This is a genomic window from Aeromonas sp. R4-3, from assembly GCF_040908275.1.
GTDB classification, from domain to species: domain Bacteria; phylum Pseudomonadota; class Gammaproteobacteria; order Enterobacterales; family Aeromonadaceae; genus Aeromonas; species Aeromonas rivipollensis.
Genome location: NZ_JBFODK010000044.1, coordinates 1 through 20,929 on the forward strand (window position 1 = coordinate 1; position 20,929 = coordinate 20,929).

The 20,929-nt window shown below is 62.0% G+C and carries 18 protein-coding genes and 1 tRNA gene; 11 read left to right on the plus strand and 8 right to left on the minus strand.

Annotated elements, in window-relative coordinates; all coding sequences use genetic code 11:
- Positions 1–2: 2 nt before the first annotated feature.
- A tRNA-Tyr gene (locus tag AB5Y91_RS13545) sits at positions 3–84 on the minus strand.
- A 126-nt stretch (positions 85–210) separates the two neighbouring features.
- On the opposite strand from AB5Y91_RS13545, the gene AB5Y91_RS13550 reads away from it, so the two are divergent.
- Positions 211–720, plus strand: a complete 510-nt coding sequence (locus tag AB5Y91_RS13550) for a VC2046/SO_2500 family protein (protein ID WP_368170026.1) — start codon at positions 211–213, stop codon at positions 718–720.
- Positions 721–795: 75 nt separating this feature from the next.
- On the opposite strand, the gene raiA is transcribed toward AB5Y91_RS13550, so the two are convergent.
- A complete protein-coding gene (gene raiA / locus AB5Y91_RS13555; protein ID WP_005325604.1) occupies positions 796–1,134 on the minus strand; it encodes a ribosome-associated translation inhibitor RaiA in 339 nt (112 codons plus the stop codon).
- A gap of 390 nt (positions 1,135–1,524) precedes the next feature.
- Between raiA and AB5Y91_RS13560 the strand changes: the two genes are divergently transcribed.
- The 5 genes from AB5Y91_RS13560 to yciA all read left to right on the plus strand — a co-directional run bounded on the left by AB5Y91_RS13560 (position 1,525) and on the right by yciA (position 8,826).
- Positions 1,525–4,041, plus strand: coding sequence for a bifunctional diguanylate cyclase/phosphodiesterase (locus AB5Y91_RS13560; RefSeq protein WP_025326381.1), 2,517 nt, complete (start codon positions 1,525–1,527; stop codon positions 4,039–4,041).
- 86 nt (positions 4,042–4,127) lie between these two features.
- Positions 4,128–6,044 (plus strand): transglycosylase SLT domain-containing protein, encoded by a 1,917-nt coding sequence (locus AB5Y91_RS13565; RefSeq protein ID WP_368170027.1) that lies wholly within the window; start codon positions 4,128–4,130, stop codon positions 6,042–6,044.
- 177 nt (positions 6,045–6,221) lie between these two features.
- A complete protein-coding gene (locus AB5Y91_RS13570; protein ID WP_368170028.1) occupies positions 6,222–7,220 on the plus strand; it encodes a LacI family DNA-binding transcriptional regulator in 999 nt (332 codons plus the stop codon).
- Between the two features lie 248 nt (positions 7,221–7,468).
- Complete coding sequence (locus AB5Y91_RS13575) at positions 7,469–8,284, plus strand: NAD-dependent epimerase/dehydratase family protein (protein ID WP_368170029.1); 816 nt, start codon at positions 7,469–7,471, stop codon at positions 8,282–8,284.
- A gap of 143 nt (positions 8,285–8,427) precedes the next feature.
- Positions 8,428–8,826, plus strand: a complete 399-nt coding sequence (gene yciA / locus AB5Y91_RS13580) for an acyl-CoA thioester hydrolase YciA (RefSeq protein ID WP_005325590.1) — start codon at positions 8,428–8,430, stop codon at positions 8,824–8,826.
- 6 nt (positions 8,827–8,832) lie between these two features.
- On the opposite strand, the gene AB5Y91_RS13585 is transcribed toward yciA, so the two are convergent.
- Complete coding sequence (locus tag AB5Y91_RS13585) at positions 8,833–9,057, minus strand: hypothetical protein (protein WP_025326386.1); 225 nt, start codon at positions 9,055–9,057, stop codon at positions 8,833–8,835.
- 111 nt (positions 9,058–9,168) lie between these two features.
- Between AB5Y91_RS13585 and AB5Y91_RS13590 the strand changes: the two genes are divergently transcribed.
- Positions 9,169–10,014, plus strand: a complete 846-nt coding sequence (locus tag AB5Y91_RS13590) for an endonuclease/exonuclease/phosphatase family protein (protein ID WP_106887356.1) — start codon at positions 9,169–9,171, stop codon at positions 10,012–10,014.
- 69 nt (positions 10,015–10,083) lie between these two features.
- Here AB5Y91_RS13590 and AB5Y91_RS13595 read toward each other — a convergent pair whose 3' ends face one another.
- Together AB5Y91_RS13595 and gloB are read right to left on the minus strand one after the other, a co-directional pair.
- Positions 10,084–11,625, minus strand: coding sequence for a LysM peptidoglycan-binding domain-containing protein (locus AB5Y91_RS13595; RefSeq protein ID WP_368170030.1), 1,542 nt, complete (start codon positions 11,623–11,625; stop codon positions 10,084–10,086).
- Positions 11,626–11,694: 69 nt separating this feature from the next.
- Positions 11,695–12,459: a hydroxyacylglutathione hydrolase gene (gene gloB / locus AB5Y91_RS13600; protein ID WP_368170031.1), complete on the minus strand. Its 765-nt coding sequence runs from the start codon at positions 12,457–12,459 to the stop codon at positions 11,695–11,697.
- 81 nt (positions 12,460–12,540) lie between these two features.
- Here gloB and AB5Y91_RS13605 point away from each other — a divergent pair, with 81 nt between their 5' ends.
- On the plus strand, positions 12,541–13,263 hold the full coding sequence (locus tag AB5Y91_RS13605; protein WP_171275776.1) for a class I SAM-dependent methyltransferase: 723 nt from the start codon (positions 12,541–12,543) through the stop codon (positions 13,261–13,263).
- A gap of 63 nt (positions 13,264–13,326) precedes the next feature.
- Here the strand turns inward: AB5Y91_RS13605 and rnhA are convergent, their stop codons facing one another.
- Entirely contained in the window at positions 13,327–13,791 is a 465-nt protein-coding gene (gene rnhA, locus AB5Y91_RS13610; protein ID WP_111911319.1) for a ribonuclease HI, read from the minus strand.
- 52 nt (positions 13,792–13,843) lie between these two features.
- Between rnhA and dnaQ the strand changes: the two genes are divergently transcribed.
- Both dnaQ and AB5Y91_RS13620 read left to right on the plus strand, forming a co-directional pair.
- The gene (dnaQ, locus tag AB5Y91_RS13615; RefSeq protein WP_289984366.1) at positions 13,844–14,578 is read left to right on the plus strand and encodes a DNA polymerase III subunit epsilon; all 735 of its coding nucleotides are present in this window, start codon (positions 13,844–13,846) and stop codon (positions 14,576–14,578) included.
- The gene (locus AB5Y91_RS13620; RefSeq protein ID WP_368170032.1) at positions 14,575–15,834 is read left to right on the plus strand and encodes a TIGR03503 family protein; all 1,260 of its coding nucleotides are present in this window, start codon (positions 14,575–14,577) and stop codon (positions 15,832–15,834) included. The genes dnaQ and AB5Y91_RS13620 overlap by 4 nt, the downstream gene beginning before the upstream one ends.
- A gap of 66 nt (positions 15,835–15,900) precedes the next feature.
- On the opposite strand, the gene AB5Y91_RS13625 is transcribed toward AB5Y91_RS13620, so the two are convergent.
- Together AB5Y91_RS13625 and fadE are read right to left on the minus strand one after the other, a co-directional pair.
- Positions 15,901–17,418, minus strand: a complete 1,518-nt coding sequence (locus tag AB5Y91_RS13625) for an HD domain-containing phosphohydrolase (protein ID WP_262109241.1) — start codon at positions 17,416–17,418, stop codon at positions 15,901–15,903.
- Between the two features lie 173 nt (positions 17,419–17,591).
- Positions 17,592–20,048: an acyl-CoA dehydrogenase FadE gene (gene fadE, locus AB5Y91_RS13630; protein ID WP_163148557.1), complete on the minus strand. Its 2,457-nt coding sequence runs from the start codon at positions 20,046–20,048 to the stop codon at positions 17,592–17,594.
- A gap of 257 nt (positions 20,049–20,305) precedes the next feature.
- On the opposite strand from fadE, the gene lpcA reads away from it, so the two are divergent.
- Positions 20,306–20,884 (plus strand): D-sedoheptulose 7-phosphate isomerase, encoded by a 579-nt coding sequence (gene lpcA / locus AB5Y91_RS13635; RefSeq protein WP_005325554.1) that lies wholly within the window; start codon positions 20,306–20,308, stop codon positions 20,882–20,884.
- Positions 20,885–20,929: the final 45 nt, after the last annotated feature.

The window sequence follows — 20,929 nt, forward strand, 5'->3', positions numbered from 1 at the left end:
GGTGGAGGGAGAAGGATTCGAACCTTCGAAGGCAGAGCCGTCAGATTTACAGTCTGATCCCTTTGGCCGCTCGGGAACCCCTCCCCAAGTGCGAGCCGCATACTAACAGATCTGTCGCGCTTGTGAACCCCTTGGCAGGGATTTTTAATGCTTAAAGGATTGGGTTGACGGCCGATAAACAATGAAACCCTCATTTCCAAGATTTATCCCATGCTGCCCAGTGCCATTCGTGATCGCCTGCTCGTCGATGAAGCCCAGTTGGGCCAGCGGCTCAACCAGGATCTCCGCCAGGGGGACAGGGCCGACTTCAGGCTGCACCTGGCGCTGCTGACCGACGCGGTCGAGGAACAACCCTGGTTTGGGGCCGCCCCGGCGGCGGCACCGCAAACGCAGGCATGGCGCACCCGTTTCGGTTTGATGCCCCAAGCCGATTTGCAGGGCGAGCCGGGGGACGCCGACGCCTGGGCACTCAACGAGCGGCTGCAACAGGGGGGCTGCATGGCCGATGTGCGGCTCTGGCTGGCGCTGCGATCTCCTGCGCTGGTCAACCGGACACCGGCGCTGGATCCCGCCGTGTATGACACCCTGTCGGCGCTCGGGCGGGAACGCTGGCAGGGCAAGCTGGCCTCCCAGCCCAGAGGGGAGGATCCCTTGCTGATGCTGCCGTTGCTGGAGGATCTGACGCGGGGGGTGGATGCTCGCTTGCGCTGGCTGGCCTGATGCCAGAGGCGCAGGGAGAAGATGCAAAAAGGCGGGATGACCCGCCTTTTTGCGCAATGGATGGGATAACCGGGATTAGGCGTCGGCTTCGTCCACCTCGGGAACGTCCTTGCCTACGACAGCCGCGCGGCGGGCGAGGGGTTTCTCGATATGGCGATTGAGCTGACGCTCCAGCTTCTGGCCCAGATCCGTGATGGCGGCATACAGATCCTCGTGCTCTGCCTGCGCAAACAACTTGCCGTTGGGAATGCCGGCGGTGGCTTCGACGATATACATCAAACGCTCTTTGGAGATGATCACATGGGGTGTGATAAGAGGCACCTGAAGACGCTCGAGCTTTTCAAAACGGGATTCAATGCGCTCGCGGATGGCTGGGGTAATGTCGATGATTTTACTGGTCATTTCGATTTTCATATTGGCCCCCTTCGGGTCGTCTTGCTTGTGTCTTCACCCTCAGATTACCCATGTGGCCGGATAGAAATGTGATTTGGGTCACAAAATATCCCCTTGGTGATCCGGCAATCCCTAAATTGTGAGCTTTTCCCGTTTCATGCCAAAAACCGCTTGAGCTCAGCGAAACGGGCAGGCAGTATGCGCGAATAGGATCGTTTCTGTCCCCCCTTGGCAGCGCCTTGTGTCGACCCGATGTCTGGTTTTCACCGCTCAGTCTCGCATTTTCTCTACCCACATCGTTTATCGCATCGCAAAAGGATTGCCATGCGCCGGTGGAGATATGCGCACAAACGGATATGCTTTTCTGCATGTGTCGGGGTGGATAACGTGGTTGTAGTGTTGGAGTCGTAAATGAAGCAACAAGCCACCCAGATGATGTGGTTTTATGATCGGCAGCATGAGCAGTGGAGTCTGTCTGATCATCTCTCTTGCCAGCCCTGGCAAGGGGAAGGGGCTCATCCCTGGGCCAGCCAACTGGCGCCAGAAGATGAGTCCGGTTTCGCCGATTTTCTCGCAAGACTCCACCATTCGGGCCAGCCCGGACAGTTCATCGGTCACCTCTGCGATGAGGCAGGCACAGTGCATCACGTGCTCTGGTACGGCCAATATGTGCCGGCCCAGCAGCTCTGCTGCGGCTGGCTGGCGCCCCTGGAGATGGCTCACAACGCCGCGAGCCGCGTCGAGCCGCCCGCCAGTCTGGCCCCGCCGCTTCCCCTGCTGCAAGCCCCCTTGCTGGCCCAGCTGGCGCAGGCGCTCTCCGCGAGGACGGGCCTCGATTTCTGCCATACCCTGGTCAACGAGCTTGCCCATATCCTGGGGGCCAACGCTGTCTGGCTGACGGAGCGGGTGGGCCTTGACCGGCTCAGGGTGCTGGCGAGCCACGGCATCGACTTCAAGGAGTACGCCCTGGCAGACATGCCCTGCCAGCAGCTCTATCGGGGCGCCGCCAGTGCGACCCCCATCAGCGAACCCCTGACCGGCTGTACCTGCCTGCCCCCGGGCCAGCACTACTATGCCCAGCCCCTGCTGGATCGCAGTGGCCAGATCCTGGGCCATCTCGCCCTGCTGTTCCCGAACCAGACCCAGACTGCCGATCTGGGATCCGTGCTGACCATCTTCTCGGTGCGCATGGTGGCCGAGCTGGAGCGCCTGCAGAGCGACGCCCTGATGCGGCTCTCTGCGGTGGCGTTCGAGACGCACGAAGGCATCATCATCACGGATCCCGACTTCAAGATCCTGAGGGTCAACTACGCCTTCAGCCAGATCACCGGCTTCGACAGCCAAGGGGTAATAGGCCTGCACCTTGGCAACGACCTCTGGTCCGGGCTCGGGGGGCTCGGCTATGAGCTCAACGCCCTGGATCGCTGGCAGGGTGAGACCCTGCGCCTGCACGCCGACGGCCATGTCTATCCCCAGTGGGAAATCGTCACGCCGGTGCAGGATGACAAGGGGGGCATCAGCCACTACGTCATCTTCTTCGAAGACATCTCCGAGCGTAAGGCGGCGGAGCGCCGCATCCAGGATCTCGCCTATTACGACGAGCTGACCGGTTTGCCCAATCGCCGCCAGCTCCACGAGACCCTGGCCCAGGCGTTCAGCGAGGCGAGCCGCGAGCACCTGATCGGCGCTTTGCTGTTCATCGACCTCGATCACTTCAAGACCATCAACGACTCCCTCGGTCATGCCACCGGCGACTGGCTGCTCAAGGAGGTGGCCAACCGCCTCAAGCGGCTGGTGCGGCAGGGGGATTGTCTGGCCCGGCTCGGCGGCGACGAGTTCGTGTTGCTGCTGCCCGGCCTCTCCATCAGCCCGCCCCAGGCGGAGATGCAGGCCGATCTCATCGCCGAGCGGCTCATCGGCGAGATTGCCGCCCCTTACAGTCACGGGGGCCAGGTGCTGCACATCGGGGCCAGCGTCGGGATCACGCTCTTCCCCGGAAGGGAGCAGGAGGCCGGAGATCTGCTCAAGCAGGCCGACACCGCCATGTATCAGGCCAAGTCGGCGGGCCGCAAGACCCGGCGTTTCTTCGATGCCTCCATGCAGTTGCAGGCGGACAGGCGTCTGCTCATTCACAACGAGCTGCGCAGCGCCCTCAACAATCAGGAGCTGACCCTCCACTATCAACCCCAGCACATGGTCGAAGGGGGAGACATCATAGGGGTGGAGGCGCTGATCCGCTGGCAGCCGCCGGGCCGGGCGCTGGTCTCTCCCGCCGAGTTCATCCCCATCGCCGAGGAGACGGATCTCATTGTCGATATCGGCAACTGGGTATTGCATGAGGCCTGTACCCAATATGTCTCCTGGGAGGAGAACGGGATCCACGTGCCCCAGCTATCGGTCAACGTCAGTGCCAAGCAGTTCCATGCCCACGATTTCGTCGATCGCATTCACGATGTGCTGGCCGCCACCGGCATGGATCCCTCCTGCCTGAACCTGGAGATCACCGAGTCAGTGGTGCTCGGTCATGCGGAGGACACCATCAGCAAGATGGCCGAGCTCAAGACTCTTGGCATCAGCTTCGCCATCGACGATTTCGGCGCAGGCTACTCCTCCCTGAGCTACCTCAAGCGGCTGCCCGCCGATGAACTCAAGATCGACAGATCCTTCATCCAGGACATCCCCAAGGATGGCGACAACATGGCCATAGTGGAGGCGGTGATCGCCATGGCCCGTCACATGGGATTCAACGTGACGGCCGAGGGGGTAGAGTCCCGCCAGCAGCTGGAATTCCTGCAGGCGCAGGGCTGTCATTTCTTCCAGGGCTATCTCGCCTCCAAGCCGCTGCCCGTGCCCTATCTGGAGCGCTACATCAGCCGCCTGACCCGCCATGATCGCGCCGCCCCTGCCGACAAAAATAGTGTGGCGTAGCGCCCATCTTTAACGGGTAGAATGAAGGTATCTCACCACCGCCAGCGGGCGGTGGTTATGCCTCTTCTTAAGGGAGAATGCCTTTCGTGAAAGCCGTGCAGGGAATCATCTTTTCGGCGCTGTGCGTGCCAGGGCTTGTGGCACCCGTCTTTGCGCAAACCATGGAGCAGTCCCTCTATCGTGAGGGTTATGACGCCGTGCGTGCCAATGATCAGGAGCGTTTCCAGCAGATCCGCGCCCGCCTCAACCATTATCCGCTGCTGCCCTATCTGGATTACTACCAGCTGGCGTTCCGGCCCGGGGCGGCAGATTACAACGACGTGACCCGCTTCATCCGCCAGCACGGGGATACCCCCCAGTCCAACCGTCTGGAGCGCAGCTACCTCACCTACCTGGCCCAGAGCCAGCAGTGGTCCCAGTTCCTGCGCTTCTACCCGGCCAAGCCGAACTCCACCGATCTGCTCTGCATGCACTACCAGGCCCGCTATTACACCGGCCACAAGAGCGAGGCCCTGCAGGAAGCGGGCAAGCTCTGGCTGACGGGCCAGTCCAGGCCCGATGCCTGCGATCCCCTGTTCCAGCTCTGGCAGCAGGCGGGTCTGCGCACCCAGGAGAAGATCTGGCAGCGGATGAACCTGGCCTTCGAGGCGCAGAACCCCAATCTCATCCGCCACCTCGGTGCCCAGCTGGGGGGCAGTCTGAAACCCTATGGGGATCAGATGATAGCCCTGTTTGATCAACCGGCCAGGGCGATGAACCCGGCCTCCTTCTCGACGGCGCCGCCGTCGAGACAGCTGCTCTCCCTCGGGCTGGCCCGCTATGCCAACGAGCAACCCGAGCCCGCCCTGCGTCAGCTGGGGGAGATGAAGCGCCGCTTCGGCCTGAACCAGGCCGAGGTCGCTCGGGTGGAGCGGGCCGCCGCCCGCCGCCTGCTGCTTGACAGATCCCTCGCCCAGCGCAACTGGCTGGATGCGACCCTGGTGCGGATGAAGGATGCCGAGCTGGTGGAGCTGCGGGCACGCCTCGCCATCTGGGAGCAGGATTGGCGCGGCCTCGAGGGCTGGGTCAAGCGGATGCCCATGGCACTGCAGAAGGAGGATCGCTGGCGCTACTGGCTGGCGCGTTCCCTGGAGGTGCAGGGCCGGCAAAAACCGGCGCGGGAGCTCTATCTCGAGACCGCCAACCTGCGCGGCTTCTATGGCTTCATGGCGGCGCAGCGCACCGGGGTGCCCTATCGCATCAAGAACCAGAGCGTGGGGCACAAGGTGCCGGACTGGCGTACCGCCAGCAGCCGCTGGCCTTTCCTGGTGCGGGTGCGTGAGCTGCTGGCGATGAACGAGATCACGGCGGCGCGCTCTGAGTGGATCCACAACATGGATCGCAATCCTGTGGCCCAGCGCCTGGAGTTCGGTCATATTGCCCTCAACCAGGGCTGGCACGAGCTGGCGATCCTCTCCAGCATCCGGGCCGAGGCCTGGGATGCGATCGACTTGCGCTTCCCCTTGCCCCTCAAGCGCACCTTCTCCCAGATGGCGCAGGAGCGCACCATGAACACCAGCCTGCTCTACGCCATCTCCCGTCAGGAGAGCGCCCTCTATCCGCTGGCGCAGTCGCCGGTCGGGGCGCGTGGCCTGATGCAGCTGATGCCGGCGACTGCCAAGGAGACGGCCGCCAAGCTGGGTGTACCCTATCGCAATGAGCAGCAGCTGTTCGATCCCACCATGAACATCCGCCTCGGCAGCGCCTACCTCAAGCGGCTGCTGGACGTCTATGACGGCAACCGGATCCTGGCGGCGGCGGCCTACAATGCGGGCCCCGGCAGGGTCAAGCGCTGGCGGGATCAGAGCACCAACAAGCCGATGGATGTCTGGGTGGAGAGCATCCCCTATAGAGAGACGCGCAACTACGTCCAGAACGTGCTCTCCTTCGATCTCATCTACCAGCACAAGCTGCAGCAGCCCCTGCGTTTCATGTCGGAACGCGAGCTCAATCACGCCTACTGAGTGCGGGGGCAGTCGTGTCAGCGACTGCCTCCCATTCTTGCCTCAGAATGGTTATTATCCCTTAAGCTTTGTTACAAAAGGAAACCTGTCAGGTGATCGGGCGCCGCGTCTTGGTCTGACTGGTTCGATATAATGCCCGATCAACACAGACAGGCTTCCCCAACAAAGGAATTGAGAGTGGCAACGATCAAAGACGTATCTCAGCTGGCGAATGTGTCCATTTCGACGGTGTCGCGAGTCATCAACAACACGGCGCAGGTTGCACCCGAGAAGCGCGAGGCCGTGCTCGCGGCCATGAAGGAGCTGAGCTTTCGTCCAAACAGCTTCGCCCAGGCCCTGGTAAGCAAGCGTTCCAACTGCATCGGTGTCCTGGTTGGGGATCTCTGTGGTGGCCCCTTCTTCGCCCAGATGATGCGTGGCATCGAGAGCATGGTCGACAAGGCGAACAAGTTCACCATAGTGGTCTCCGGCAACCACGACGCGGCCCGGGAGCGTCACGCCATCCAGGCGCTGCTGCAACGCCAGTGTGACGCCCTGATCCTGCACAGCAAGGCGCTGCCGGACGAGGAGCTGAGCGAGCTGGCGTCGGGGTCCACCCCCATCGTCTTCATCAATCGCCAGGTGCCGGGCTGCGAGGAGCGCTGCGTCTGGCTGGACAACCAGGCGGGCATCACCACGGCCTGTCAGCACCTGCTGGATGCGGGACATAGCCGGATTGCCTTCATCACCTCAGATGACGAGGAGTTCGTCGATGGCCAGCAGCGGATGGCCGGCTATCGCTTCGCCCTGCAACGGGCCGGCATCGAGCTGGATCCCGCCCTCATCGGTCGCGCCTTTGCCGACGAGAAGGGGGGCTATGTGGCCATGAGCGAGCTGCTGGAGCGCGGCGTTCCCTTCACGGCCGTGCTGGGCTTCAACGATGCCATGGTGGCGGGTGCCATCTCCTGCCTGCTGGAGCGGGGCTACAAGATACCGCAACAGGTCTCTGTGGTCGGTTTCGACGACATACCCTATGCCCGTTACATCTATCCCAAGCTCACCACTGTGCGTTATCCCATCGAGAAGATGGGAGAGCGGGCCGCGGAGCTCGCCTTGCGACTGCTGGATCACAAGCCGGTAGAGGGGCTGGCGCTCAAGTTTGAAGCTGAACTGGTGCGTCGGGAGTCCGTGGCCTGAGCCAAGAGGTTGGCCCCAAGCGGGCCAGCTTTTTCGCCAAACATTGAAAGCGCTTTCAGAAATCCTTTTCAACTGTGATCAGCTTCAAAGCTTTTTAACCGCGCAGTCACTAGCATAGGCCCCACGAATTAGGAGCGTGCGCTCCCGATTTTCCCGCTGTGGGAGGTAACCGGTTCATCCGGCTATTTCCTTCGTTACTTTCGACGGTCATCATAGGATGGCCGTTTTTTTTTGCCGAGATTTTGCCGATGACGACCGAACATGAGTATCAGACGGGAATAGTGGGTGCAGGCTGGCTGGGGTTGCCGTTGGCCCGGGCATTGCAGGCGCAGGGCCAGTCCGTCGCCGTGACAGTCAGCTCCCTCGAGAAGGCGACCCGGTTGCGTGACGGGGGCATCGCGGCCTGGCCGCTGCTGCTGGCCCCGGACATGGCGGGCCCGCTGCCGTTTCGCTGCCGCGATCTGGTGATCTGCGTGCCCCCCAGCAAGACCGAGGATTACCCGGCGTCGGTGGCACGGCTGTGTCAGCTGGCCAGGGCGGCAGGTGCTGGCAAGGTGCTCTTTATCAGCGCGACCTCGGTGTGGGCGCCAGGGCAGGGGGAGGATGAGACCCCGAGCCCGGCCAACGCCAGGGGAGAGCGGATGCGGGCGGCAGAACTGGCTGTCCAGGAGGGCGGCTTTGCGTGTGCCATGGTGCTGCGTCCGGCCGGCCTCTACGGCCCGGACAGGCACCCCGGGCGCTTCCTCTCGGGCAAGACGCTGGCAGGAGGAGGGCAGGCGGTGAACCTGGTGCATCTGGACGATGTGGTGGCGGCCTGCCAGCTGATGCTGGCGGTGGGGCAGGTGGGGGACACCTACAACCTGAGCGCCCCGGTCCACCCGCGCCGGGAGCAGCTCTATCCCTTCGCGAGCCGTCTGCTCGGGCTGGCGCCCCCGCAGTTCATCGAGCCGGCGGGGGATTTTTCCCCCATCGAGGGACAGCGCATCTGCCAGCGACTGGGTTTCGTCTACCGCTGGCCGGATCCGGCCCACTGGTTTGCCACGCAGGCGTCCTTGCAAGGCTGAGTCCGGATGGGCTTCAACCTGGTCTTCTTTGCCGATGGCTGGGCCCGCAAGCCTTGTGCGGTGCGGGCCCGCCGGGCAATTGAGGTTTGCCAAGGGCGGGATCGCCCCCTATCATGCCGCCATCCATGATAGAGAGAGCGGTAATGATGGAAGAGACAAAGCGTCATCCCGATGGGGAGCTGTTGCTGAGAACCCTGGCGATGCCAGCCGATACCAACCCCAATGGCGATATCTTTGGGGGGTGGATCATGTCCCAGATGGATATAGGTGGGGGCATCATGGCCAAGGAGCTGGCAAAAGGACGCATCTGTACCGTCTCGGTGGAGGGCATGACCTTCCACAGTCCGGTCAAGGTGGGCGACGTGGTGTGCTGCTATGGTCGCTGCCTGAAGGTGGGGCGCAGCTCCATGCGCCTCAAGCTGGAGGTCTGGGTCAAGCCGGTGCTGCGGGAGAACGAGGCCCAGCGTTACTGTGTGACTGAGGGGGTCTTTACCTACGTGGCCATCGACGATCAGGGTAAATCACGCCCCGTTCCGGTCTGAATCTGCTCAGATGAGCCGGGCGTTGATGATGGATATTTCCTGCTCAAGCCCGGTTTTTTGCCGTATCATGCGTTCCAGCATCTCTTCCGAGCCGACGCACTGATCCGTGTCGAACAGACAGAGATCGCACTGGGGATCCCGTCTGATCTGATAGACGGTGGAAAGCTCCACTTGATGACAGGTTCCTTGTTGATCATAAAATGTCACGCGGTACTGGTGCTGTCTCGCCATTGCGGGATCCCTCATGGATGAGTCGGGCCGGACACGAATAATGAGACTAGTCGGCGTCCATGACCTCTGTGAGGATCATGGCGCCTTGCAGAGGCAGGTGATTGTTAGCCAATGAAAAATAGTTATCGGATTCTGGGGACTTCCTTGCTGACGCTGGGACTGGTTGGCTGTTTCGAGGTACCGGATCAGGATCACCTGGTCACGGCGGCGGGCATAGTGCCCGGCGTCGATTGCCAGAAGCCCCCCCTGGTGGCGCTGGCCACCACCGCCTTGCCCCGCGAGTTTGGCATCACCGTCTGGAATCTCTACAAGGGGCAGCGCAAGAACTGGCGCGAAGGGCTGGACGAATATGCCAAGTCCCAGGATCTGGTGCTGCTGCAGGAGTCGGCGACCCGGCCCGAGATGCTGCAATGGCTGCGTGCCGGCGACTTCCAGTGGCAGCAGTTGCAGGCGTTCACCCAGGGCGGTGTCTCCTTCGGTGTCATGACGGTGGCCAAGACGCCGCAGGCCTTCGTCTGTGGCGTGCGCTCCCCCGAGCCGCTGCTGCGCATCCCCAAGTCCGGTCTGGTGAGCCTCTACCCCTTGCAGGGGGATCCTGACGGCGTGCTGGTGGTCAACCTGCATGCGGTCAACTTCGAGCTGGGGATGGCCACCTTCCGCGAGCAGCTCAACGATCTGACCGCACTGATCCATCGTCATCAGGGCCCTGTCATCCTAGGGGGAGACTTCAATACCTGGAGCGACAAGCGCGAGTTCTGGCTGAACAAGCTGGTCGGCGAGCTTGGCCTGCAGGAGGCCATCCCTGTGCCCGACTTGCGCCGTACCGCCTTCGGCCGTCCGCTGGATCACCTCTACTACCGCAACCTGGACCTAGTGGAGGTGAGCTCACCGGCTACCGATGCCTCGGATCACAATCCCATCATGGCGCGGTTCGCGGCCCAGGCCATCACCCCCTGAGGTTTGATGGATTGCAGGTAAAAAAATACCCCGCATTCGCGGGGTATTTTTTTATGCGGTGATAAGCAATCAGCTGTTGTTCTTCACGAACAGGGTCAGCTCCTGCCCCGGCTTGAGGTAGTCGGTCTTGCCGAGCTGATTCCAGCGCATCACGTCGTTGACGGCGACCTGGAAGCGGGCGGCGATGGAGGAGAGGGAATCCCCGCGACGCACCTGATAGACCATGGATTTGTTGCTGCCCTTGCCCTGCTTGGGCCAAATCACCAGCTTAATGCCCGGTTTCAGGGCTGACTTGGCGCTCAAACCGTTCCACTTGGCCAGATCGGCGTGGGTCACCCCGTGGGCCTGGCTGATGCTCCACAGATTGTCGCCCGAACGCACCTGATACTGGATCTTGCTGCCACTGCGGCTGGCCAGTTGCTGGGGCTTGCTGCGGGTGACCTGGCTCGCGGTGCCGCCGTTGGGGATCACCAGGCTCTGGCCACGGCGCAGATTGGTGCCGCGCAAATTGTTGGCCAGCTTGAGCTGCTGCACGCTCACCCCGTGATTCTGGGCGATGCGGGAGAGGGTATCGCCGCTGGTGACCTGATAGGAGCGCACACCACGGTTACGTTCACGCTGAGGCAGATCGGCCAGGGCCAGCTCCAGGGTGTCGGCGTACTCGATGGGTACCAACAGGTTGTAGGGGCCTCGCGGCGAGGTCATGCCACGCTTGAGTGCCGGATTGAGGGCTTTGAGCTGGGAAGCGGAGACGCCTGCCAGCTGCGCCGCCACGTTCAGATCGATCTGGCCACCCGTGTTGATGGTCCGCAACTGCGGCTTGTTGGCCAGCACCGGCAGGGTGACATTGTATTTGTCCGCATTGCGGATCATGTCGGCCATGGCCAGGATCTTGGGCACATACATCCGGGTCTCGCGGGGCAGATCCAGCGACCAGTAATCGGTCGGCCGACCGGCCTTCTGATTGCGGATGATGGCGTTGCGTACCCGGCCTTCACCGGCATTGTAAGCGGCCAGCGTCTGCAGCCAGTCACCGTCGAAGAAACGGTTCAGGTACTCCAGATAGTCCAGTGCGGCATTGGTGGACGCCAATACATCGCGGCGGCCGTCATACCAGTTGTCGTGGCGCAGGCCGAAGTTCTTGCCGGTAGCCGGAACAAACTGCCAAAGACCCACCGCATTGCTGCGGGAGCGGGCATTGGGATCGAACATGCTCTCGATCATGGGGATGGTAATAAGCTCCATTGGCAGCTCACGCCGTTCGATTTCCTCTACCATCAGATACAGGTAGGGCTCAGCCCGGCTGGCAATGGTCGCCATATGCTTATCATTACGCAGTAACCAATCACGCTGCTGGCGGACACGGGCATTTTCGTGCGAGTCCAACTGCATATCATCGCTGATACGCACCCACAGGTTATCCGTGTCATCCAGTTCTTCAATCTGTTCATCGCCGAACAGGAAGCGCGCTGAATGTTTTTTGTATGTTTTCTTGCTGACTTGGGGGGATTTGATCGGCTCGATTGCCGTTACCGCCCGGTCATCCTGATGGCTCAGGTTTTGACAGCCGCTGAGAAACAGCGCCGCCAATAAGGCCGTTCGTAGCTTCATCTCGCTCAGGTCATCTCTTGAAAAACAGCTCGCATCATAAGGGGCAATGGCCCCCTGATCAAGGTTTGTTCAAAAAACGTCCTTCCAGCCCCTCAGTACGGTGAAGGTATCCTCTGGATTTTCCAAGCATTTAAGGGCGTATTTCTCAGCAGAAAATTTCACTGAGTCCTCATTGCAGCGCAGAAAAACATTGAAATGCCGCTCATCCCCCAGGCGTGAGGGGAGACTCGGCAAGCCCTGCTGACGCAGCTTGCTGATCACCCCGATCCGCCGCTGGATCGCCAGGTTGTCCGGCTCGACCGCGTGGGCGAAACGCAGGTTGGAGAGGGTGTATTCATGGGCACAATAGAGGAGGGTGTCATCGGGCAGGGCCGCGAGCCGCTGCAGGGATCCGTACATCTGTGCGGGGCTGCCTTCGAACAGGCGACCACAACCGGCACTGAAGAGGGTATCACCACAAAACAGCATGCCATGGCCGTGATAGGCGATATGGCCCAGGGTATGACCGGGGATGTGGAGGACATCCAGGCTCAGGCCGTGCCAGTTGATCTGATCGCCGTCATCGAGCCACTGGCCGTGATGATCCGGCATGGGGTCATGTTTGGGGCCATAGAGGCGGGCATGAGGGAAACGATGAAGCAGATCCGTGACGCCGCCCACATGGTCGCGATGATGGTGGGTCAGCAGGATGGCGTCGAGCTCAAGCCCGAGCGTCTCGAGCCGCTCCAGCACGGGGGTTGCCTCGCCCGGATCCACGACCAGGCAGTGATTTTCGTGTCGGATCAACCAGATGTAGTTGTCGCTGAAGGCGGGAACTGTGATGACGCTATACATGGGTCGGCTTCTCTTTGTGTTCTCTTTGTGGAAGGGATCTTATATAACAAGATGGCATTCGCCCCCCGGATTGGTCCCATTATGCAGCTGGCACGTACCGAACAACAGATCGCGATCCCGACCAGCTGGTCGGCACTGCCCATGGGTGACTGGGTGGCGGCCGAGATCCAGGAGCGGCTCGACAACTGGTGCCCTCATCTGTTTGGCTACCATCTGCTGAAAATTGGCGCCCTGAGCGCCGAGCTCTCCTGCGGCAGTTCCACCATTCGCCACCAGCTGGGTGTCGCCCCCGGCGGGCGTCTGCTGGATATCAAGGGCGACCCCCTTGCCTTGCCGATCCGTACCGCCAGCGTGGATGCCTGCCTGCTCGCCCACTGCCTCGATTTCTCGTCGGATCCGCACCAGGTGCTGCGTGAAGCCGAGCGGGTGCTGACCGATGACGGCTGGCTCATCGTCAGTGGCTACAACCCCACCAGCCTGGTCGGCCTGGGTCATTACCTGCCCTTCATGCGACAGCACCTGCCCTGGTCGGCGCGCATGTTCACCCCGGCCCGGGTGACCGACTGGTTGCAACTGCTGGGATGCGAGGTGATGTTTGACGATCGCTTCGGCTTCTCCTTCATGGGGAAGCAGAGCCGGATCGGCTGGTGGCGGGAGAGCCTGGGGCGGGATTACTGCAGAGCCTTTGCCTCTGTCTATGTGATAGCCGCCCGCAAGCGGCGTTTCCCCGTCACCCCGGTGCGCCGTCGCTGGCGCCTGCCGGAGTCGATGGCGGCGCCTGGCATGGCGCGCCAGGGCTGGTGACTGTCCCGGCAGGCCGCTTGCCGTTCCCTTCATTAATAGAGAAGCTTCGGCCTGCCTGGCATCTCAGGGCTGGTAGCCCGTGTCTTCGGCGAGCTGCTTGCCGCTGGCGGCATCCCGGGCCAGCACGTCGCAGCGTTCGTTTTCCGGGTGACCTGAGTGACCCTTGACCCAGAGCCATTCGATCTGGTGGCGCGCCACTTCCGCATCCAGCGCCTGCCAGAGATCGACGTTCTTGACCGGTTGGCGACTGGCGGTCATCCAGCCTTTCTTCTTCCAGCCGATGATCCACTGGGTGATCCCCTGGCGCACATACTGGCTGTCGGTGGTCAGGCGAACCTGGCAGGGTTCGTTCAGGGTGCGCAGCCCCATGATGGCGGCCATCAGCTCCATCCGGTTGTTGGTGGTCAGCCGATAGCCCCCTGCCAACTCCTTGCGGTGCTTGCCATAGACCATGACGGCGCCATAGCCGCCGGGGCCCGGATTGCCGAGGCAGGAACCATCCGTATACAAATCAATCTTTTTTAGCATGTGTCTTGGGGTAAACTAGCGAATAAAACCGAAGTTTGACATGGATTCGATCATGAGCACACCCCAACTGAATCGCCAGATCATTCTGGATACTGAAACCACAGGTATGAACACGGCAGGCGGCCCCATCTATCAGGGTCACCGCATCATCGAGATCGGCTGTGTGGAGGTGATCAACCGCAAACTGACGGGCAATCATTTCCATGTCTACATCAAGCCGGATCGGTTGGTGGACCCCGAGGCCATCCAAGTGCACGGCATCACCGACGCCTTCCTGGCGGACAAGCCTTCCTTTAGCCAGATAGCCGACGACTTCATCGCCTTCATCCGCGGCGCAGAGATCATCGCCCACAACGCCCCCTTTGACGTGAGCTTCATGGACTATGAGTTCAGCAAGCTCGGCCTCGGTTTCAAGACGGCGGACATCTGCGGCATCACGGATACCCTGGCGATGGCGCGGGATCTTTTCCCCGGCAAGCGCAACAACCTGGATGTGCTGTGCGATCGCTACGGCATCGACAACTCCCACCGTACCCTGCACGGAGCCTTGCTCGATGCGGAGATCCTGGCGGATGTCTACCTGCTGATGACGGGTGGCCAGACCAAGCTCAATCTGGCCAGCGAGAGCAACGAGAATGACAGCAACCAGGACACCGGGATCCGCCGGCTGGAGAGCAACCGGGCTCCCCTCAAGGTGGTGCGCGCCAGCGACGAGGTGGTCGCCGTCCATGAGGCCAGGCTGGATCTGGTGCAGAAGAAAGGGGGAGCCTGCCTGTGGCGGCAATGAGTTCGCTCTGGGGGGGCCTGCTGCTGCTGACCTCCCTCTCCGGCATGGCCAACGAGGTGTTTGCCCCCTCTGACATTCCGCTGCTCGACAACCGCTTTCGCATCGATTACGGGGTCAAGGAGATCACCTTCATCATCAAGCGCAAGCCGGGCACGCCGTCGGTGATCCTGGTGCGGCCGGATGGCAGCAAGCTCTATGTGGGCAAGGTGACGCCGCCGGATGTGGGCTGGCTGACGCAGCAGGATCAGGATCTCATCACTGTGCGCAACCCCATGCCGGGCCCCTGGCAGGCCATCGGCGAGGTGGACCCCGACAACAGGGTGCGCCTGCTCACCGACATCCGGCTCGAGAGCGAGCCTCTGCCGGCCCGCCTCTATCAGGGAGAGCGGGTCAAGCTGCAGTCCAGGTTGCTGATCGATGGAGCTGCGCCGGGGGCGGGCTACTACCTCTCCGATCTCGGCATGACGGTGAAGCTGCAACAGTTCAACGACGCCGCCCAGAGCGGGGAGCCCATCGTCGAGGAGACCCTTGGACATTATCTGGATGATGGCAAGGGGCTCGACGAGGTGCCCGGGGATGGCATCCTGACCGCCGAGGCGGTGCTGGATGTGCCGGCAGGCAAGTATCGCGCCCTCTACAGCAGCGGCAACCAGGTGTTCTCCCGTGCCCAGTCCCAGCAAGTGCTGCTCTTCCCCTGGCCGCTGAGCTACACCCTGGATGCCCCTTCCGGTGACACTGGGGCCAGGCTCTCCTTGCTCATCGATGCCGACGAGCTGGATCCGGCCTCAGTGGTGATCCAGGGCAAGGCCATCGACAGCGCAGGGGTCAGCATGGCCTTCAATGCAGTGGCAACCGAGCCCCGCCTTGGGGTCGATCTCTCCGCCCTCAAGGCGGCGGGGCAGTACAGGGTGGAGGCGACCCTGTTTGGCACCACCCGGCTCGGCCGCGAGGTGCAACTGCAACTGCCGGTCAAGTCGTTCACCATAATGCCGCCACCGGCGCCCACCCCGTCAGCGGCATCTCCCACTTCGGCGGCGGTACCGACCCAGGCCAAGTTTGAGGAGCGGGAGAGCCCGGTCTGGTTGCCCTGGGCCCTGGGGGGCGGCGGTCTGCTGCTCCTGCTGCTGGGGGCGGGTGGCTTCATCCTGCTGCAAAAACGCCGGACCCTGCACAAGGCGATGGCGGCGCAGAAGGCGCAAAGCGAGGCAGTGGCCCCGGCGGCGCCCAAGCTGGATCTCAATCTGCCGGAGCAATAGCTCGCGCTCAATGCAAAGAAGCCGCCCGATGGGCGGCTTCTTCATGATGGCGTGGACACCCCTATCTCAGTGGGCGCCGATATAGATGTCTTTGTACTGCTCGCGGATCTCGAGGAACTTCTCCAGGTTGGCCAGCATCAGATCCACCAGCAGGGGATCGAAGTGCTCTCCCTTCTCTGCTCTGATCAGCGCCAGCACCTGCTCCAGTGGCCAGGCCTGCTTGTAGCAGCGATCCGACCCCAGGGCATCGAACACGTCCGCCAGCGCGACTATGCGCCCCTCCAATGGGATGGCATCCCCTTTAAGTCCGCGGGGGTAGCCGGTGCCGTTCCACTTCTCGTGATGGTTGCCAGCTATGGTGGCCCCTATCTGGAACAGCGCGAGATCGCTGCCGGAGAGCATGTCCTGCCCCAGCTGGGCGTGGGTCTTCATGATCTCCCACTCATCCGGGGTGAGCTTGCCTGGCTTGTGCAGTATGGCATCCGGGATCCCCACCTTGCCGATGTCGTGCAGGGGAGAGGCGCGCTTGATGAGCTCGCACCTGTCTTCGTTCATGTCGAGCAACTGGCAGAACAGCTCTGTGTAGAGCGCCACCCGCTTGACATGCAGGCCGGACTCCTTGGAGCGACTCTCCACCAGTTCGCCGATGCGGTAGATGATCTCGCGCTGGTTGTCGCCGATGACCTCGTTGAGCCGGATGTTCTCCAGCGCCACTATGATGTTCTCGGTGAACAGGCTCAGCAGGCCGGTATCCATCTGGCTGAGGGGGCGAGTGGTTTCGATGTGGAACAGCAGGTGGTGACGGGGGTTCTGGCAATAGAGCACCATCTGGTTGCCATCGTAGACGTTGGCGCCCTTGTCCATGGCGCAGCGCAGTATGGCTGGCGCTTCACTGAGGCGCAGGGCCGGGCCCTCGCTGAGCAGGGGTTCCAGCACCTGGTCCCGCACCTCGTAGGCCAGATGCTTCACATCATAGATCTGGGACTCTTCCAGGTTGAGCAGGGCGCTGAGCTGGGTCTGGGCCCCTTCGACGAACTGGCGCAGGGCCCGTTGCTCGAAGATCCCCTTGGAGGCCTCGATGACCTTTTCCAGCCCCTGGCGATTGCTCTCCAGGGTGCGAATGTCCCGGTAGGAGCGCAGGCTGGCGCGCAGCAGGGTGCGCAGCTTCTGGGAGGTGAGCTCCGTCTTGTCCTTGTAGTCGTTGATGTCGTAGTTGGTGACGACGTCGTCTTCCGGGGCCTGACCGGGTTGGCCGGTCCGCAGCACTATGCGCACCATCTTGTTTTGCAGTTCGTCGCGCACGAACTTGACCACCTCCAGACCGGCGTGATCGGCTTCCATGACCACATCGAGCAGCAGCAGGGCGACATCCGGGGTGACGGCGAGCAGGGCCTTGGCTTCGGCGGCGGAATAGGCGTGCAGAAAATCGATGGGCTTGCCGTCGAATTCAAACTTGCTCAGGGTAATCTTGGTGATGCGATGCACCTCGGGTTCATCGTCCACTATCATCACCTTCCAGCCGGCGGGTCGCGGTGCTGTTTGGGGCAGGTCTTCATCGTCAATTATCAGGATTTGATCATCCATTACGCAATCCTGTGTGTGATCCTGTGCTTACCTTAACCGCTTCATTCAAGTTAGGAAACGGATTGATATCCAAAACATGATCCAGCTGGTTGCTCTTTCTCCATCCGGGGTTGCCGGGCAGATGCCAGCATGAAAAACGCCTCCACTAGGGAGGCGTTTTGGCATTCATGGCATCAAGCTGCCCTGTGATAGGCGGACGCTTCAAACAGCGCCTTGTTGGCCACCAGATCGATGGGGTCGAAGTCATCGACGTTGATGGTGCGCAGGCGGCTCTCTTCGGCACGGCGCAGCAGGTCGGCCTCGGTCTGGTTGATGACGCCAAGGGCCAGGCCGGCGTCTGCCACCTTGTCCAGCTGGGTGAAGGGACGCTTGCGGCCCTCTGCCTTGCACACCTTGTCAAACAGCGGCTCGGCGGTCAGCACGTCATCGAGGGCCTGCTCCAGCAGCCCGAAGGGGTTGCCCTCCTCGCGGGTGAGGTACTGCCCTTCGGCCAGACGGTCGCGGGTGGCACTCGGGGTCTGCAGCAGACGGGCAACCTGGCTGTCCAGCTTGTCGGAGGGACGCTTCATGTCGCGACCCAGCGGCAACACTATGACGCGCAGGGCCAGGCCAATCCAGCGATTCGGGAAGTTGCGCAGCAACTCGTCGATGGCTTCTTGTGCCTTGAACATGGCATCTTGCAGCGCCCAGTGCAGCAGCGGCAGGTCGGCCTGTTGGCGTCCCTCATCCTGATAGCGCTTGAGGGCGCTGGAGGCGAGATAGAGCTGGCTCAGCACGTCGCCGAGACGGGCGGAGACCCGCTCCTTGCGCTTGAGCTCGCCACCCAGGGTGCCCATGGCCATGTCGGACAGGAAGGCCAGGTTGGCACTGAGGCGCGAGAGCTGCTGGTAGTAGCCCTTGGTCTGATCCCTGTAGGGGGCGGACGCGAAGCGGGCGCCGGTCAGGCCCAGCCAGAAGCTGCGCACCAGGTTGCTGATGGCAAAGCCCACATGGCTGAACACCGCCTTGTCGAACTGCTTGAGGGCCACTTCCTGATCCGGATGGCTGGCGGCCAGCATCTCCGGCAGCACGTAGGGATGGCAGCGGATGGCACCCTGACCGTAGATGATCATGCTGCGGGTCAGTATGTTGGCACCCTCAACGGTCACCGCGATGGGGGCACCCTGATAGCCACGGGCCAGATAGTTGTTCGGGCCCATGCAGATGGCCTTGCCGCCGTGGATGTCCATGGCATCTATGATGCACTTCTGGGCACGGTCGGTGAGGTGGTACTTGACGATGGCGGAGATGACGGAGGGTTTCTCCCCCAGATCGATGCCGGTCACCGTCAGCTTGGCGGCGGCACCCATGATGTAGGCGTTGCCGCCGAGGCGCGCCAGCGGCTCTTCGATGCCTTCCATCTTGCCGATGGGCAGTTTGAACTGGCGACGGATGCGGCTGTAGGCGCCGGTGGCCAGGGCCAGCATCTTGACGCCGCCCGTGCTGTTGGAGGGCAGGGTGATGCCGCGACCGACCGACAGGCACTCCACCAGCATGCGCCAGCCCTGACCGGCCATGGCGGGGCCGCCGATGATGAAGTCCAGCGGCACGAACACATCGTTCCCCTTGGTCGGCCCGTTCTGGAACGGCACGTTGAGGGGGAAGTGACGGCGGCCTATCTCGACGCCCTTGATGTCGGTGGGGATCAGGGCACAGGTGATGCCAAGCTCCTCTTCCTCACCCAGCAGGTGATCCGGGTCGCGCAGCTTGAAGGCCAGCCCCAGCACTGTGGCTATGGGGGCGAGCGTGATGTAGCGCTTGTTCCAGGTCAGGCGCATGCCGAGCACCTCTTCCCCTTCCCATTCGCCCTTGCAGACAACGCCGAAGTCGGGGATTGAGCCCGCATCCGAACCCGCTTCCGGGCTGGTCAGGGCGAAGCAGGGGATCTCCTTGCCGACGGCCAGGCGCGGCAGGTAGTGGTCTTTCTGCTCTTCGGTGCCGTAGTGTTGCAGCAGCTCGCCCGGGCCCAAGGAGTTGGGCACGCCGACGGTGGAGGCGAGCACGGCGCTGGCGCCGCACAGTTTTTGCAGCACGCAGGACTGGGCGTAGGCGGAGAACTCCAGGCCACCGTACTTCTTCTTGATGATCATGGCGAAGAACTTGTGGTCCTTCAGGTACTGCCACACCTCGGGGGAGAGGTCGGCCCGCTCGTGGGTCACTTCCCAGTCGTTGACCATGCGGCACACGTCTTCAACCGGGCCGTCCATGAAGGCCTGCTCTTCGGCTGACAGAACGCTGACCGGAATGGCGTGCAGCTTCTTCCAGTTCGGGTTGCCAGCAAAGAGATCCGCTTCCCACCAGGTGGTACCCGCCTCTATGGCTTCCTTCTCGGTGCGGGACATCTCCGGCATGATGGACTTGTAGATCTTGAACAGGGGTTTGGTCAGCTGGTTGCGACGAAACTCCACCAGGTTGAGCGGGATGGCGATCACCGCGAACAGCACCCACACCAGCAGGGGCACATGGCCATAGAGGGCGCCGGCGACCAGGGCGGCGGCCGTGGCAAGCGTGGAGGTGAACAGTGACGCCCGGCGGTAAGCCATGGCGCCGATCACCAGGATCACCCCGAACAGAGTGAGGGTCGTCGTCATTTTTCGCTCCTTGCATGAGTTGCCGAAGTTGGGGAAACGTGGGTTAACTGATCCAGAGGTCTGACCTGTTGGATATGGCCCCTGTTGTAATTCATGTGCACAAAATTATCAAGATGTTTACAAGCTCGTTACCTTGACACCGTGATCGGCCTAACGTACCGGGGCCGCATCTTGGCGGGCGGGGGGGCGACGATTGGATTGGCTTGTGCGACAATGCAAAACCCTATGTTGGACGATACAAAGAGACATCAGACGCCATGTACCAAGAACTTATCCGCAATGAATTGACCGAAGCTGCCGGCGTGCTCCAGGCCTTTCTGGCCGATGAGCAAAATCTGAAGAACATAGAGGCGGCCGCCAAACTGCTGGCTGACTCTTTCAAGGAAGAGGGCAAGGTGCTCTCCTGCGGCAACGGCGGCTCCCACTGCGACGCCATGCACTTTGCCGAAGAGCTGACCGGCCGCTATCGCGAGAACCGTCCTGGCTATGCCGGCATCGCCATCTCCGATCCCAGCCACCTCTCCTGCGTCTCCAACGACTTTGGCTATGACTATGTCTTCTCCCGCTACGTGGAAGCGGTCGGCCGTCGCGGTGACGTGCTGCTCGGCATCTCCACCAGCGGCAATTCCGGCAACATCCTCAAAGCCATCGAGGCCGCCCGTGCCAAGGGCATGAAGGTGATTGCCCTGACCGGCAAGGACGGTGGCAAGATGGCAGGTCTGGCCGATGTCGAGATCCGGGTGCCGCACTTCGGCTATGCCGACCGCATCCAGGAAGTGCACATCAAGGTCATTCACATCCTGATCCAGCTGGTCGAAAAAGAGATGGCCAAGTAATCAGAGAAAGAGGGCGGGTGGGGCTGCCGCGGGAGCAGATGAGCG

Coding starts and splice junctions, on each gene's coding strand:
- AB5Y91_RS13550 (WP_368170026.1), top strand. CDS start 211: ATGCTGCCCAGTGCCATTCGTGATCGCCTGCTCGTCGATGAAGCCCAG.
- raiA (WP_005325604.1), bottom strand. CDS start 1,134: ATGAAAATCGAAATGACCAGTAAAATCATCGACATTACCCCAGCCATC.
- AB5Y91_RS13560 (WP_025326381.1), top strand. CDS start 1,525: ATGAAGCAACAAGCCACCCAGATGATGTGGTTTTATGATCGGCAGCAT.
- AB5Y91_RS13575 (WP_368170029.1), top strand. CDS start 7,469: ATGACGACCGAACATGAGTATCAGACGGGAATAGTGGGTGCAGGCTGG.
- yciA (WP_005325590.1), top strand. CDS start 8,428: ATGATGGAAGAGACAAAGCGTCATCCCGATGGGGAGCTGTTGCTGAGA.
- AB5Y91_RS13585 (WP_025326386.1), bottom strand. CDS start 9,057: ATGGCGAGACAGCACCAGTACCGCGTGACATTTTATGATCAACAAGGA.
- AB5Y91_RS13590 (WP_106887356.1), top strand. CDS start 9,169: ATGAAAAATAGTTATCGGATTCTGGGGACTTCCTTGCTGACGCTGGGA.
- AB5Y91_RS13595 (WP_368170030.1), bottom strand. CDS start 11,625: ATGAAGCTACGAACGGCCTTATTGGCGGCGCTGTTTCTCAGCGGCTGT.
- gloB (WP_368170031.1), bottom strand. CDS start 12,459: ATGTATAGCGTCATCACAGTTCCCGCCTTCAGCGACAACTACATCTGG.
- AB5Y91_RS13605 (WP_171275776.1), top strand. CDS start 12,541: ATGCAGCTGGCACGTACCGAACAACAGATCGCGATCCCGACCAGCTGG.
- rnhA (WP_111911319.1), bottom strand. CDS start 13,791: ATGCTAAAAAAGATTGATTTGTATACGGATGGTTCCTGCCTCGGCAAT.
- dnaQ (WP_289984366.1), top strand. CDS start 13,844: ATGAGCACACCCCAACTGAATCGCCAGATCATTCTGGATACTGAAACC.
- AB5Y91_RS13620 (WP_368170032.1), top strand. CDS start 14,575: ATGAGTTCGCTCTGGGGGGGCCTGCTGCTGCTGACCTCCCTCTCCGGC.
- AB5Y91_RS13625 (WP_262109241.1), bottom strand. CDS start 17,418: ATGGATGATCAAATCCTGATAATTGACGATGAAGACCTGCCCCAAACA.
- fadE (WP_163148557.1), bottom strand. CDS start 20,048: ATGACGACGACCCTCACTCTGTTCGGGGTGATCCTGGTGATCGGCGCC.
- lpcA (WP_005325554.1), top strand. CDS start 20,306: ATGTACCAAGAACTTATCCGCAATGAATTGACCGAAGCTGCCGGCGTG.